This is a genomic window from Mesorhizobium ciceri biovar biserrulae WSM1271 (assembly GCF_000185905.1).
GTDB classification, from domain to species: domain Bacteria; phylum Pseudomonadota; class Alphaproteobacteria; order Rhizobiales; family Rhizobiaceae; genus Mesorhizobium; species Mesorhizobium ciceri.
Genome location: NC_014923.1, coordinates 5,970,179 through 5,983,649, shown reverse-complemented (window position 1 = coordinate 5,983,649; position 13,471 = coordinate 5,970,179). Strand labels below are relative to the sequence as shown.

5 protein-coding genes and 8 pseudogenes are annotated in these 13,471 nt (G+C 57.0%); 8 read left to right on the top strand and 5 right to left on the bottom strand.

The genetic code is table 11. The features are described 5' to 3' along the window. Positions 1–21 precede the first annotated feature (21 nt). A complete protein-coding gene (locus tag MESCI_RS28925) occupies positions 22–2,703 on the top strand; it encodes an AMP-binding protein (protein ID WP_013533471.1) in 2,682 nt (893 codons plus the stop codon). Between the two features lie 708 nt (positions 2,704–3,411). Here the strand turns inward: MESCI_RS28925 and MESCI_RS28920 are convergent. Next, positions 3,412–4,053: pseudogene (locus MESCI_RS28920) on the bottom strand (amino acid ABC transporter ATP-binding protein); the annotation flags it as partial. Here MESCI_RS28920 and MESCI_RS32875 point away from each other — a divergent pair. The 4 genes and pseudogenes from MESCI_RS32875 to MESCI_RS28895 all read left to right on the top strand — a co-directional run. Further along, positions 3,988–4,268 (top strand): annotated as a pseudogene (locus MESCI_RS32875) (integrase core domain-containing protein); the annotation flags it as partial. The pseudogenes MESCI_RS28920 and MESCI_RS32875 sit on opposite strands and share 66 nt — an antisense overlap. Before the next feature lie 342 nt (positions 4,269–4,610). Continuing rightward, entirely contained in the window at positions 4,611–5,867 is a 1,257-nt protein-coding gene (ectB, locus tag MESCI_RS28910) for a diaminobutyrate--2-oxoglutarate transaminase (protein ID WP_013533470.1), read from the top strand. Continuing rightward, positions 5,860–6,699: a 2OG-Fe(II)-dependent halogenase WelO5 family protein gene (locus tag MESCI_RS28905; protein WP_013533469.1), complete on the top strand. Its 840-nt coding sequence runs from the start codon at positions 5,860–5,862 to the stop codon at positions 6,697–6,699. Before ectB ends, MESCI_RS28905 begins: the two co-directional genes overlap by 8 nt. Positions 6,700–6,872: 173 nt before the next feature. Continuing rightward, positions 6,873–7,802: a 2-oxoglutarate and iron-dependent oxygenase domain-containing protein gene (locus tag MESCI_RS28895; protein WP_013533468.1), complete on the top strand. Its 930-nt coding sequence runs from the start codon at positions 6,873–6,875 to the stop codon at positions 7,800–7,802. A gap of 395 nt (positions 7,803–8,197) precedes the next feature. Here MESCI_RS28895 and MESCI_RS28890 read toward each other — a convergent pair. The 3 pseudogenes from MESCI_RS28890 to MESCI_RS28880 form a co-directional block, all read right to left on the bottom strand. Beyond that, a pseudogene (locus MESCI_RS28890) lies at positions 8,198–9,004 on the bottom strand (IS5 family transposase); the annotation flags it as partial. 72 nt (positions 9,005–9,076) lie between these two features. Beyond that, positions 9,077–10,066: pseudogene (locus MESCI_RS28885) on the bottom strand (IS110 family RNA-guided transposase). A 183-nt stretch (positions 10,067–10,249) separates the two neighbouring features. Beyond that, positions 10,250–10,900: pseudogene (locus MESCI_RS28880) on the bottom strand (IS110 family RNA-guided transposase); the annotation flags it as partial. A 15-nt stretch (positions 10,901–10,915) separates the two neighbouring features. Here MESCI_RS28880 and MESCI_RS32870 point away from each other — a divergent pair. Then, positions 10,916–11,116, top strand: a pseudogene (locus MESCI_RS32870) (IS110 family RNA-guided transposase); the annotation flags it as partial. A gap of 273 nt (positions 11,117–11,389) precedes the next feature. Here MESCI_RS32870 and MESCI_RS28875 read toward each other — a convergent pair. Continuing rightward, positions 11,390–11,678: pseudogene (locus MESCI_RS28875) on the bottom strand (integrase core domain-containing protein); the annotation flags it as partial. Between the two features lie 14 nt (positions 11,679–11,692). On the opposite strand from MESCI_RS28875, the pseudogene MESCI_RS28870 reads away from it, so the two are divergent. Together MESCI_RS28870 and MESCI_RS28865 are read left to right on the top strand one after the other, a co-directional pair. Continuing rightward, positions 11,693–11,936: pseudogene (locus MESCI_RS28870) on the top strand (IS110 family transposase); the annotation flags it as partial. A 245-nt stretch (positions 11,937–12,181) separates the two neighbouring features. Further along, positions 12,182–13,468, top strand: a complete 1,287-nt coding sequence (locus tag MESCI_RS28865) for an ATP-grasp domain-containing protein (RefSeq protein ID WP_013533467.1) — start codon at positions 12,182–12,184, stop codon at positions 13,466–13,468. Positions 13,469–13,471: the final 3 nt, after the last annotated feature.

The following is a 13,471-nucleotide window of genomic DNA, read 5'->3' as shown; positions in this document are numbered from 1 at the left end:
GACCATGAGGGAGACCATACGATGCAGATTCTGATACCGACCCTCTCGGGTCCGCGCCGGCCGGTACGTTTTGGCCACGACAAAATCGGAAATGTTATCGCCACGACTTTGGAAAAATTTGCGTCGAACACCGCTGTTCATACGAGCGAGAATGGCGAGATAAGTTACCAGGAGTTGGGGATGTCCGCGTCGAGTCTTGTGCGGCGTTTCGAGGCCATCGGCCTCCAGCCTGGCGATGCGGTGATTGTCAAGCTCCCCCGATCAGTTGATTTGGTCACGGTCATTCTTGCTACCCAAATGATGGGCGTTGCGTTCGTGCCTGTTGATCCATCTGAATCCAACCAGCGGTTGGACCCCATACTCCGCAACACAAACGCCAATGCAATCGTTAGTCAGGATGCAAGCGGTTCCATCCACGTTGAGCACCTTCTGACACGCGGTGTCAGCAACTCGGCGTTCTCGGACATCTCATACATCATGCATACCTCCGGGACCACGGGAACCCCGAAAGGGGTACCAGTTTCCCAGACGGCTCTTCTGAATCTGGTCGACTGGTATATCGATATGCTCGATTTGTCGGAGGGCATCCGCATATCGCAGCTTACGCGGCCAACGTTCGATCTCTCGGTCCCCGAGTTCTTTGTCCCATTTGCGACCGGAGGGACAATTGTCTTGCCCGCTACAGAACTCCGTGGACAGATTATGCAGACAATCGAATTCCTAATCCAAAGCAAAACGAATGTTGTTCAGATCGTTCCAACACTGCTGCGTCGCTTCTTGGGAGCACTTGAGCGTCTTCCCTACATAGTAGAACAGTTAACGGATCTCAGATATGTGATCTGCAACGGTGAATCCTTGCCAGATTCACTTAGGAAGAGATTCTACTCTATCATTCCACGGGCGAATCTAATAAACAGCTACGGCCCCACTGAGTGTTGCGTTGCCGTTAGCTATCACTATTGCCAACGTTGTGATGCTGATCTGCCAATGTACATCGGCAAACCCGCATGCAACATTGACTTCTTTGTTCTTGACAGCGCCAAATCCGGCGTTGGGTTTGAAGTCGAGGGCGAGCTCTGGGTGGGAGGCATGCAGACGTCCAAAGGCTACGTGGGTGACGATGCCCAATCGCAGCTGCGCTTCGTGCCATTCATTACGTCCAACGGTGAACAAGTGCTGTATCGTACTGGAGACTATGTCTTGGCGTCGGAAGAGCAGGGATTGCGGTTTGTCGGAAGGAAGGATGATCAGATTAAGTTTCGAGGGATCCGACTGGAGAAAGGGGAAATTACGAGCGCGATCGATCGGACGGGCCTATGCGCAGATTCCGCGGTTGTCGTAGTGGATAGAGATGACGACATGGGGCAGGAGTTGGTCTGCATCGTCACGCCCACGAGCGTCGACGTGGATGATGTTCGCCGGCGGCTCTCGGATGCACTGCCGAATGATCGTGTTCCGAGGCTCGTTACGCCTCTTGTCGAGCTTCCTTTTACCGCCAATGGAAAACTGGACCAGCGCACCCTTGAGAGAACTGCCAAGGAGGCGCTCAGGGCGAACGTGAGTTGTGCTGCACCCCAAACAGAACATGCAACGGCGTCACCGTTGGACCACTTGCTGAGAGCGGTACACGCCGTCACGCGAAAATGGGTATTACCCAGCTCGATAGCTCGGGAGTGCAACATTGATTCGCTGAACTTCCTCGAGATACAGGTCAAGTTGGCCGAAACCGGCCTTATGTTCTGCGACGACGTCTATCGAGAGCAAGACTTGTCGCTTGAGGAGTGGGCAAGGCGAATCCAACCAGTCGATCGCAGCGGATCTCAAGCGGGCGCCAGAGGCAAGAGCGGACAGGCTGCCGAATTTAGGGACGAGCTCGCGCGGATTATCGGATACATTGAGTCACTGACACCCAGCACGATTGTGCTGCATTCGTCGCTTGTGGCATTGAGGAATGTAACTGCGAATGAGATAGCATCCATTCTTCTTGAAGGGATAGAGCGCGTCTCCGCGTCGTCCACGGTTATTCTTCCAGCGTTCACATTAAGCTACTGCGCTACGCGGTATTTTCATTGGACGAAGACAAAGTCTGAAACAGGAGTGTTGGCCGACCTTGTGATGCGAGAGCTTCCCGCTGGGCGCACCAAACATCCCGCTTATTCAATGGTCGTGACCGGCCCGAGAGCGCACGAATTGTGCCAGACGGAATGGTGGAGATGCAGTCCGTTCGGTGATGACTCGATATTTGGGTTGATCAGCCGGCTCGGAGGCCTTGTCATGGGCCTCGGTACGTCAGATGCCACGCATGTGCACCGCTGCGAACTGTTGGCTCACGTGCCTTATATGAAAACGATCGATATCGAGGGTGTCTTAGACTTCGGGACGGGGCCGTTTAACGGCTCATCATCAATCTATGTCCGCGATGTCGTGGGAAGGCCGGAATACAGATTTCTTTCGCGCAATGTCGCCCGTGACGTTCATGAATTGAAGGAGGTCACACGTGAGTTCGCGCTGGGTGGAACCTACGCGAGGCTCGTCAGCGTGAGAGACATGGAGTCCATTTGGGTTCCCGCCATGCGCAATGAGCCATATGGCTTCCTCTGGGAAGAGCGCAGGAGCGAAGCGCAACGCGCATATCCCATGGAGAAGTTGCCGAAGAACTATCCAACCCTTGTAAACTCATCTGATTCGGAAGCTTCAAAATGACTGCGCACATATTGGCCTGGTCGAACTTGGCCAAATGCGGCTCAGAAATTTACTATTACGGTCAGAGCTACTCGACATAGTCGGGCGGGGTAGGCAGTGCCTCCTATGTCGAACAAAAGTAACCGGCCGGTTACCCTTCGTCAAAACCTGAAAACGGACTATGCCTCGATCGTCATCCTCTCAGACGCCGACACCATCCTGGCCTTGCTTCGACGATTATGGTGAGGTCCACCCGCACTCCGGCCTCAAGTTCCGCTCACCTCGCGAGTTCTTGCGCCTCAGTGCCTAAACCCAACCGCCGCGTCTCCGGTGAAAATGGGGCCCACTCCACGGTGCAGACGAGAAAGTCGTCTTGTCATTGCTGCCATCCGGGCTAGGTCGTTGTTCCCCTTTCCGCTTCAAGGCGTGGACTTTTGACAATGAAGCGCCGCATGAATGAACTCGTGGTCTCCTGGTGCAGAAGTCAAGGATTGGAAGTGACGCGTTCCCGTGCTTATCGGAAGAATGATCAGGCATCGGTCGAGCAGAAGAACGGTGCCATCGTTCGTCGCCTGGTCGGCTATGCAGGTTCGTTGCGTGCGGAAGTGTATTGGCCCATCCCGAGGTGGCGGAGGTCGACAAGGAGCTGTTGCGCCACGCTCGACCGGCAGTGCTGGCTGACAATAGCGAACAGCATCACCGGTTCGCCGTTGCGAGCATACCCGCACCTCAGTGCGACAAAATCTGATGGAGGAAGAGTTTTGTTCTTTCGTGCTGAGGCTTGGTGAAGAAGTCGTGCGGCTTGCCTTCCTCGACGATCCGGCCTGCATCCATGAAGATGACGCGATCGGCGACGGAGCGCGCGAAACCCATCTCGTGGGTGACGCAGACCATCGCCATGCCCTCGCGCGCGAGACTGGTCATGGTCTCGAGCACCTCAGCGACCATCTCCGGATCGAGAGACGAGGTCGGCTCGTCGAAAAGCATGACCGCAGGCTCCATGCAGAGCGAGCGGGCAATTGCGACGCGCTGCTGTTGTCCTCCGGAGAGTTGACCAGGGAATTTGTTCGCCTGCTCGGGTATGCGTACGCGCTCGAGGAATTTTAGCGCGATCTTCTTTGCCTCGGCCTCGGACATACTCTTAATCCACACAGGCGCTGCCATGCAGATCATCAGCACCGTCATATGCGGGAAGAGATTGAAGTGCTGGAACACCATGCCGACGTTCGTACGAACCTCAGTCAGGTCGCGCATTTTGTTATGCAACCGGATCCCATTGACAGTGATCTCGCCCTCTTGGTGCGCCTCGAGAGCTTCAACGGCCGATTGCGCGATGAACTGCTCAACGAGACACTGTTTACCTCGCTGGCTCAGGCACGCGTAGCCATCGCCCTATGGCACGCCGACTACAACACCGCGCGGCCGCACTCCCAAATCGCTTGGCAGACAGCGGCCGAGTTCGCCAGCACTTCAACCCGCGACGGTCGCTCGCGCTGCGCTATGCCAAAGGCTCCGCGCCAGCGCCCGTCGCTTCACCCGCCCAGCAGGGCACAACCCACGCCGGAAACGAACTCAAAACTGGATAGAAACTGGGGGCAACGTCAGTCGGACGACTCCTATGGTTTTGGTCGGCCGAATTCTCGCAGGGGCGATGGGGCTGATCCGTCAACTACTCGATGCCGTAGTATCGGTGCTTGCCTGGAAAATCTATATGTTGTCCACCGCATTTCCCCTAGGTACCAGCTCTGGAACAACGCAATAATGGGGGTATTTTGAAGAGAGAGAGCCACACCAATTAGCATTCCGGCGAAGTACCGGCCCAAAAAAAGTCGATCCGACGATTCTGGTGTCAATGTGAAGAACATTTACCACGATCAGAAAGTTTTATCACTCTCCCCGTGAATGATCTCCGTGCAGAGGACCTAAAGATGAACATCAACGCTTTCACGGCTCATGAATCCAATGTTCGCCGATATTGTCGGGCCTTTCCCGCAGTCTTTACGAAGGCCCTGGGGGCGACGATCTGGGACGAGACCGGCAAGCCTCACATCGATTTCCTTGTGGGTTCCGGCGCACTCAACTACGGACACAACAACCCGAATATTATGGGACCAGCAATTGAATATCTTGTCGGTGAGAACATTGTCCTGTCGCTTGATATGCATACGGTGGCAAAGCGTGACTTCATTGAAGCCTTTGTCGATTCGATCCTGAAGCCAAGGGGCCTTTGCTACAAGATACAGTTTCCGGGGCCAACCGGCACGAACGCCAACGAAGCGGCGCTGGCCCTTGCGCGAAAGTATACCGGCCGCTCGAGCGTCATGGCATTCACCAATGCTTTCCACGGTATGTCCCTCGGCTCGCTGGCGGTGTCCGGGTCGGCGTCTACCAGAGAACTGGGAGGCGTTGCGCGCCACGATGTGATTCGTATCCCTTATGACGGCTATCCGAGCCAAGCGTTCGATTCCGCCAATTACATTGATTGCGTTTTGAGCGACCCAGGGAGCGGCATAGAAAAGCCGGCCGCAATCATTCTGGAGACCATCCAGGCAGAAGGGGGCATGAACGCCGCATCCGCGGCTTGGCTCATAGAAATTCAGCGCATTTGCCGCAAGCACGGCATTGTTTTTATCGTCGACGATATCCAGGCGGGTGCGGGCCGAACAGGCGATTTCTTTTCCTTCGAGTTCGCGAAAATTGAACCCGATATCGTGTGCCTTTCCAAGTCACTGAGCGGTTCAGGTAGTCCGTTCTCAATTGTCCTTATTCGCCCCGATATAGACATATGGAAGCCCGGAGAACATAGCGGGACCTTCAGAGGCAATAATTTCGCCTTCGTGACGGCAGGGGCCATGTCCAAAATGTGGTCGGACAGCCGGTTTACTGCAGGCGTGGAGCAGACAGCGGCCAAACTGCAGGGGCACCTTGACGGCCTCGTCGCGAAATTTCCCAGATACATTGAACAAAAACGCGGCCGCGGCCTGATGGCTGGCCTCAAGTGCCGTTCACCGGCCGTTGTTGGCCGCGTGCACGATGTCGCGTTCGAAAACGGTCTGCTTATCGAATCTTCAGGGCCAGTTCGCGACGTTATCAAAATTCTCCCGCCGATAACCATCACCAATGTCGAACTCGATAACGGCATTGCCATTCTTGATCACGCACTAAAGGAGCAAGACAATGCGTAGTAAGGCCCCTCAAGCGCCGGCCATCTCGCCTGTTTCCATCATAAAGCGGATCGGCTCGATCAGCACTGCGGACATCATCTCAGTCCTGAAAGGCGAGACGACCGCTCTGCACGTTAAGCAGGCTTTCAGTACTGAAGTAGCCGAGGAGATCAGCGCAAACTTCAGTGTCAGTACCGGTCTCAAGCAGCGAAAAGATGGAGTGCCAGGAGACTATGTCGGCGCATCCCACTACAGGAAGGATGCAGCCACCTATTTCGCCGAGGCCGAAAATGCACGACCGTACGTCGAGGCCCTGTTTAAGAATTTGGTTGACCCGGTCCGAGCAATATTCAGCGCATTGAAGCGCGAGCTTCACAATCAGGGCATTGAATTGCGACTGGCCCGTTCAGAACACGGTCAGGCCAATGTTTGTCGTGCTATCAGCTGGTCTGGGAGCGGCACATTTTCATTGGACCCCCACGACGATGTCGCTCAAGTCCTATGTGCTGGGAGCGGTTATGAGCTCTCATCGGTGGCGCACAACACTGTCGCAGCACTCAACTTTTATCCCAGCATGCCCGAGGAAGGTGGCAATCTGCGGCTCTGGAGCCATAAGCCGACCGTCGCGGACCGAAAGTTGCAGGGTGTAGAGGCCACGGGTTATCCCTATTCGGCAGCTTATCTAAAAACCGTTCCTTGTCGCGAGTTCCAGCTTAAGGCCGGGGACATCGCCCTGATCGACGGCGGCTTCGTTCACGGGGTCACCGGTCAATCAGGCAACGGAAAGCCTCGCCTAGTGCTGAACAGCTTTTTCGGGTTCGCACGGGCGGATCTTGTTCTCTGGTGGACATGAAAAGCTATGGCGGAGGCCACATCCTTTGAAGATGAGGTGCGGCGTCTGCAGGATGAGGACCTGCTTGTGACGGCACAGTGTTTAAGCAACGGCAGATACCTCGCGGAGGAGGGCGCCCACTACTGGGTTTTCCAAGTGACCCATAAAGCCAATGCGCGAACGGAGAAGCAGCTATGATCACGCTACCGCAAATCTCACTGACAAAATTGACAGCCGATGCAACGCGACACGAAGAGCGCGAGCGCCTGCGCCTGGCATGCGAGGAGTACGGGTTCTTCTACCTTGAGCACGGCATCCCGAAAGAACAGATTACAGAAGCCATCCAGGCTTCCCGGCGGTTCTTCGCGTTGCCACAATCGACAAAGGAACGTTTCGGCCACGCCGCCCAAGACGTGTACCCCACTACCGCCCGTGGATACAGTCCCTTGCACGGCGAGGTGCTACATCCCGAGGCTGGTCCCGATCCGAAGGAAATGTTCGACCTCGGGATAGAGAACGAAGGTGACCGGCGCCTGTTTGCCGGACGCACACACCTTCCGGATGACGCGTTGGCTCCTGGTTTTGCCCGAAGCCTGCTTGCTTTGCAGGCTACCGTGGTCAATGAGGTTGTGCCGAAGCTCGGAAGCGCGCTGGCCGACCTGCTCGAAATGGAAGAGGGCTGGTTCCGACGCCATTTCAGCCCGCCGACCGTCCTGCAGCGCGTGATCCGGTATCCGTCTACTGGTGGCACAGCCGGAAAGCATACCGACAATGGGTTCTTCACGCTGCTGCTGCAGGAAGAACTCCCGACGCGCTCCTTGCAGGTCTGGTTCGGGGGGCGCTGGGTGCCGGCACCGAGCTTGCCCGACAGTCTCGTTGTCAATCTGGGCGACATGCTTCAGGCCTTGAGCGAAGACCGCTTTAAGAGCACGCCCCATCAGGTCGTGCACACCGGTCCGGCCGAACGAATTTCCCTTCCCTTCTTTATCTATCCGGACATCGACGCTCGCCTAACTTCCCGGCAAGGGAAGCAAACCTTTAGCGTTGCGGAAGTGATGTTACGCAACTTTGACTCGATCTGGGAAACTCGGAACGGCGCTGGGCGGGCGCGAGAGTTGCAGTAGATAGTTCGGGCTTTGTCAAGCTACGCAAATACGGCGACGACGCGCCGCACCTCGGCGAGGTGCGCTGAGAGAACTCTCCCTACCGGGCTCTGTCGAGCTCTGCGACCTTGTCGAACACCAACACTAGATGTTTATATGGGTTGTCTGCTCTATTTGGCGTGGTGAGGTCAAACACCTTCTGACCATCCGCACCAATGGTCATTGATGTCTTCGCAGTATCGCGCTTCTCTCCGGGCTCGGCCTTTGTGGCCCTCCCATTATGGGCCTGTTGCGCAGTAGCGGAGGGATGTTTGAAGGGATCGGATTGCAGGGATTTCGCTCGTAATCTTGAGCTCTAGCGCCTTGGTGGGGTTTTGGCGGCGGTGCGGCCTCTTACGGCCGGATTGTAGGCGCACCTATCCCGTGATGGCGGCCCATCCGCGCATGTTGAATGCGGTCGCCGCCATCGTCAGCTGGGCGGTCGCCTTGGCCAGCCCGACATAACGGATCGCGGTCAGCTTCATGCGGTTTTTGAGCGTGGCAAAGGTAGTCTCGACCGTCGCGCGGCGTCTTGCGATCAGGCGATTGTAGTGCTTGAGCAGCGGCGGCAACTGCGGATGATGCTTGTTGGGGCGGCGCGCAATGCGCACCTTCTTGCCCTCGGCCTTGAGCCGGGCGCGGCGAGCAGGGGTGTCGTAAGCGGCGTCCGCCCACACCGTCTTCTCGTCTCCGCAGATCAAGGCATCGGCCATCACCGTGTCGTTGACGTTGGCTAGTGTGGTGATCACCGTGCGGATCAGGCCAGAGCCCTCATCCACCCCGACATGAGCCTTGTAGCCGAAGGTGAAGCCGCCCTTGCCCTGCCGCACGGTGCCACGGGCGTCCGCTTCCTTTGAGGTCCGCTCGTCCGTCGGCGGCAATGAGACCGCATTGATCAGCGTGGCATCCAGCATCGTGCCACGCTTCAGGATAACGCCGGCCTTCTCCAACTGCCGGTCCAGTTCACCAAACAACTTATCAAGCAGACCTTCGCCGACAAGCAGATTGCGAAAGCGCGAAAGCACCGTGTGATCGGGAATGCTCTCCTCCAGCCCGAGCCCGACAAAGCGCCGGAACGACAGCCGGTCGCCAAGCGCCTCTTCCAACTCACGGTCCGAAAGTCCGTACAGCGACTGCAGTAAAAGCGCCTTGAACAGGACCAGCGGTGGCCAAGCCGCCCGACCCTGCGAAGGACAACTTTCCACCGACGGCGGAATCTTATTGTCTCCTTTGGCTCTCGCTATCCTGGTTGCTAATTACGCAGCAACAGGCAAGCTCTCCCGTGTCCAGCAGAATTCGGTCCCGTCACCCCACATGCGATGCATGATCACCGCAAGCCGTCGGGCCAAGGCTACAACCGCCTTTTGCCTGCCGCGGTGTTTGGCGATATTCACCGCCCAGGCTTTTAGCCAAGATCATTTCTTGACATTAGCCAGCAGGACCTGCGCTGCTAAAGCAGGGATCGCATCATCGCGTCACCACAACAGGATACGGCGTCATGCCGAGCACCGAGCCAACTGCCTTTGAATGTGCAAACCGCGCAGGTATATCGATGGTTGCCGTATAGGTCAGAGCGACAACGGGCCCGACGCCGGGGATCGTCGTTAACCGGCGGCAGACTTCATCCTCACGGACCAAATCCAAGACCTTCTTGTGCAGCTTGGTGAACTCTTGGCGCAGCAATTTGCGCCCAGTCAACAAAGGCTGCATGATGTCGCTCAGGCCTGTCTTCGACGAGACCATTGATCCGCTCCTCGAATTTAACCTTTCCAACCAATCCGACTTTCAGGCCGAAATTGCGCAACAATCCGCGAATGTCATTCTCGATGGCGATGGTCTTTTCCCTGCAAGTAGTTTGCGCGCTGTCAGCAATGCCCAGTGCTTCTGGCTCGTCGAGGGTCTTCACATGCACAGGCCGATAGAGATTGACGCGCATCATCTGGGCTATCCCACGGGCATCGTTACGGTCGGTCTTATTCGGTTGAGCTTTCAAATGCCTTGGCATGCCTGGTCTCAATGCAGATCACGGGCAGTCCTGCCTTGGCAAGTCCCTCGTAAAGCCATTGCGACAGTGGTCCGGCTTCAAGACCGATCCGCTCAATCTGCCACTTCGGGTCCTTTATCACCGAGATCAAATCATCGGGGTGAGTAGTAACCTTTGTTTCGCGGCAAATTGTTCCTGTTTCATCAATGATGCAAACCGCGGTCTCTTCCACCGATACATCCAGTGCACAATAGTGTTTCATGCTGCGCTTCTCCCTTTCCTGCGGTCGAGGCTGCTGAAAGACGTGACCTCGTTCCCATCAGCCAGAAGCGCAGCACCGCACTCAGCTGAGCCAGCGGTGCAACCCATCAGCGGAATGGCTCTGTCCACGCCCCGGCAGGGACGTCTCGGCGCGCTCAGAGACTGAACGCGATCCTTAAAGCCGTCATGCTGTCGCGCCAGCGGTCCTGTCGAAGAACTCGCCGGTCTTGAGCATCGCATGCATTGTCACCGCCAGTTTGCGGGCTACGGCAACGGCGGCTCGTTTGAAGCCTATCCTCTCTCGGAGTTTTAGACCCCATGTTCGCAGGCTGCTGTCGGCGCAGCTGCGGGACCGTCGCAGCTTCGTAGAGAAGCCCCCGCAAATGACGATCGCCCCGCCGGGATATGTGGCCATCATAGTCGACCTCTCCCGATTGGTATCGTCGGGTAGTCAGGCCAAGCCAGGCGCCGACGGAGCGAGATTTCTTGAAGTTGTCCGGCTCCTCAACGGCGGTCACGAACGAAGTCGCGGTGATTGCGCCGACACCGGGGATCGCTCGGCTTTGACGCGCACCAGCGACAAGCTGACGCCCGAGTTCCGCGGCCCGAACGCGCATGTTGCGCCAGGCTTCCAGCCTCGGCAGCACGATAGGAGGCCGTCCTGGTCGACAAGGAGATTGCGGACATTCCTCTCGAACGTGCTTCCTTTGCCGGCGGGAACAAGCAGTCCGAATGTCTTCATGAGCCCTCGGATCTGGTTTGAGAGTTCGGTCGTGATCCTGACCAGCCTGGTGCGTGCCGCAACGAGCGCGCGCGTCAGCATGCTGTCGAAGCCTTACGTATTCCCTGCGGTGACGCCATGATGCGAACGCTACTTTATGAAGCCGCTCAAGTCTTGCTGACGGTGATGAAAAAGTGGTCATGGCTGAAAGCTTGGGCGATGAACGTCGCTAAGCGCCGGGGCCGACAAAGAGCGACCGTTGCCCATGCCCTGCACAGAATATGGTCCGATGGCAATGAGTTCCGGTGGGCGCGAGAGGAAGCGACGGCGGTGATAAAGCGGGTCCACCAAACGAAAGGGAGAACATCCGATAACCAGATCCGCCAGGGGCGGATGAATGTCCTTCGCGGGACGGAGGATGAAGAGAGGACGTGCCGGGACTCGTTTCCACCGCGGCAACATGGTGAGAACGCTGTTTATGTTGTCCCCTTCACTCCAACTGATCCCATGCTGGGAGGGCCAACGCGCCGATCCCGAAGAGAAGCACGGCCTCGCGAAAGACATCAAATGCGCGTGGTAGAGGAAGCTTGAAAGCGATTGCCTTCAACACGCCGAATAGAGAAGTCCCGGCATTTGCGGAGCGGATCAAGCTTGAAGCGTTCTGCTGTGCAGCCCATGCCTTGCAAATGAACTCGTAGGGCGTGAGGCCCTTGAGGGTCTTGAGCCTGCGAGCGAAGTTGTACGCAGCGACGAAGTCGGTGAAATGCTGCCGGAGCTGATCGTGGCTCTCATAGTGGAAGCGCTGGACGGTGGCGTCCTCGATGGTCCGGTTCATTCTCTCGACCCGGCCGTTGGTCCATGGGTGCTTTGGCTTTGTGGTTCGATGTTCGATGCGTGTTGTAGCCGATCGATCTGCGGCGCCTGCCGCTATCCACCGATCTTGGCGCGATCTTCGTTTCTTTGGAACTCAGCAAATCGACCTGGTTGATCAGCTCGCTGTCGCCGCGCAGTGGGGAGAAGATGTCGAAACATGCGGTCCGCGGCGGCGATATCACAGGACTGCTGGCACGGCCGAGGGATCGAAAGCCATGTCGTCGACGCCGCCTCTATTGCCACGTCGCGCCGGCGGCGTCGTGCCAAGACCGACAGATCGATGGTGAGGCGTCGTCGCCTTCTCTCACGGAGAACTCGCCGACTCCGGATAGGCGGCCGCCGACCGCTGCTAACCATAACCCTGCAACAGATCCTTCAAACATCTTTACAGTATCTTTGCAACCGCAAGTCGCTGACAATGTTACCTTCACCGCAAGGGTCTGAGGCTCGGTAGGGCACAAGAAGCCGACGCCTATTGACGCTCAGGCAGCCGGACAGCACCCAACGGAGAGTGAACAGCCAATGACAAGAAGAGCGCTCATCCTGGTTGAAGGGCATAATCGTATCGGACTGCTGTATATGAAAGCAGCCCAGCGCCTTGGTCTTCATCCAATCACCCTGTCGGCTGATCCAGCTCGGTACGACTACCTTGCGGCGGAAAGCATCGAGACAATCCGTGTCGATACAAACAGTCTCGATGCGCTGATCTACGAATGCTCCCGGCTGGGTGGGACGTATGACATTGCTGGCATTACGGGCTTTGCGGGCGACGACGAGTCGATCTATGCCACAGTTGGCCAGCTCTGCCGGTATTTCGATTTACCGGGGCCGAACCCCGCATCGATTGAAGGATGCTGCAACAAATTTACTCAACGTCAGCTCCTCGCGGAGGCCGGCGTTCCAATGCCTTCTTATCGCTTGGCAGCGAATGCGGCGGAGGTTGAAAGCGCTGTCGCGCAGATCGGTCTGCCGGTGGTTATCAAGCCAGCCCTAGGCAGCGGAAGCATTGGGGTTCGCTTGTGCCGCAACGTCGATGATCTAGCCGAACATGCGACCTATCTATTGAGCGGGAGGCACCGGTCTTCGCCGCGTATATTGGTCGAAGAATTCGCACAAGGCCCGCACTATAGCGCTGACATAATGGGAAATGAAGTCATTGGGATTGAGGCCGCTGAATTCGGCCCCCCACCGCATTTCATCTTTCGTGAGTACATCCATCCAGCCCCGCTGACTAGTGAGGAGTATAAATGCATCGCCGACCTTTCGCTCAGCTGTTTGCGAGCTCTCGGCCTTGGCTGGGGGCCATCCTTCGTTGAATTCCGGTGGACGAAGCGTGGCCCCGTCGTCATTGAAGTCAATCCGCGCATTGCGGGTGGGGCCAATCCTCAGCTGGTTCAGCTGGCTTACGGCGTCGACCTCGTCACCGAGCACATCAAGCTAACGGTCGGCGAGGGATCGGATTTGCGCAAAAAGTATTCGCATTCTGCGGGCGCGCGGTTCCTGATCGCAGATCGCGATGGCACCCTAGATTGGATCAGTGGCGACTGTCAGGCGGCTGGTTTACCTGGCGTCGCCGAGGTGGAATTGTACGCCAAACCCAAGACACCGATCGTCAGGAAAGGCGACTATCGAGACCGCATCGGACATGTCGTCGCTGCTTCACCCAGCTATTCTGAGACCGAGACGATACTTGAGGGAGCCGTCAACTTAATCAATTGGTCGATCACACCTTTTCCGACCTCCGGCGAACAGGAACAATCTGAAGCCCCTCACCCTCCGCACCAGAGGAGGAAGCTACGCAACGGGTGATCG

Bases quoted from the DNA above. Each gene is read 5' to 3' on its own strand.
- MESCI_RS28865 (WP_013533467.1), top strand. From the start codon at position 12,182: ATGACAAGAAGAGCGCTCATCCTGGTTGAAGGGCATAATCGTATCGGA.
- MESCI_RS28925 (WP_013533471.1), top strand. From the start codon at position 22: ATGCAGATTCTGATACCGACCCTCTCGGGTCCGCGCCGGCCGGTACGT.
- MESCI_RS28895 (WP_013533468.1), top strand. From the start codon at position 6,873: ATGATCACGCTACCGCAAATCTCACTGACAAAATTGACAGCCGATGCA.
- MESCI_RS28905 (WP_013533469.1), top strand. From the start codon at position 5,860: ATGCGTAGTAAGGCCCCTCAAGCGCCGGCCATCTCGCCTGTTTCCATC.
- ectB (WP_013533470.1), top strand. From the start codon at position 4,611: ATGAACATCAACGCTTTCACGGCTCATGAATCCAATGTTCGCCGATAT.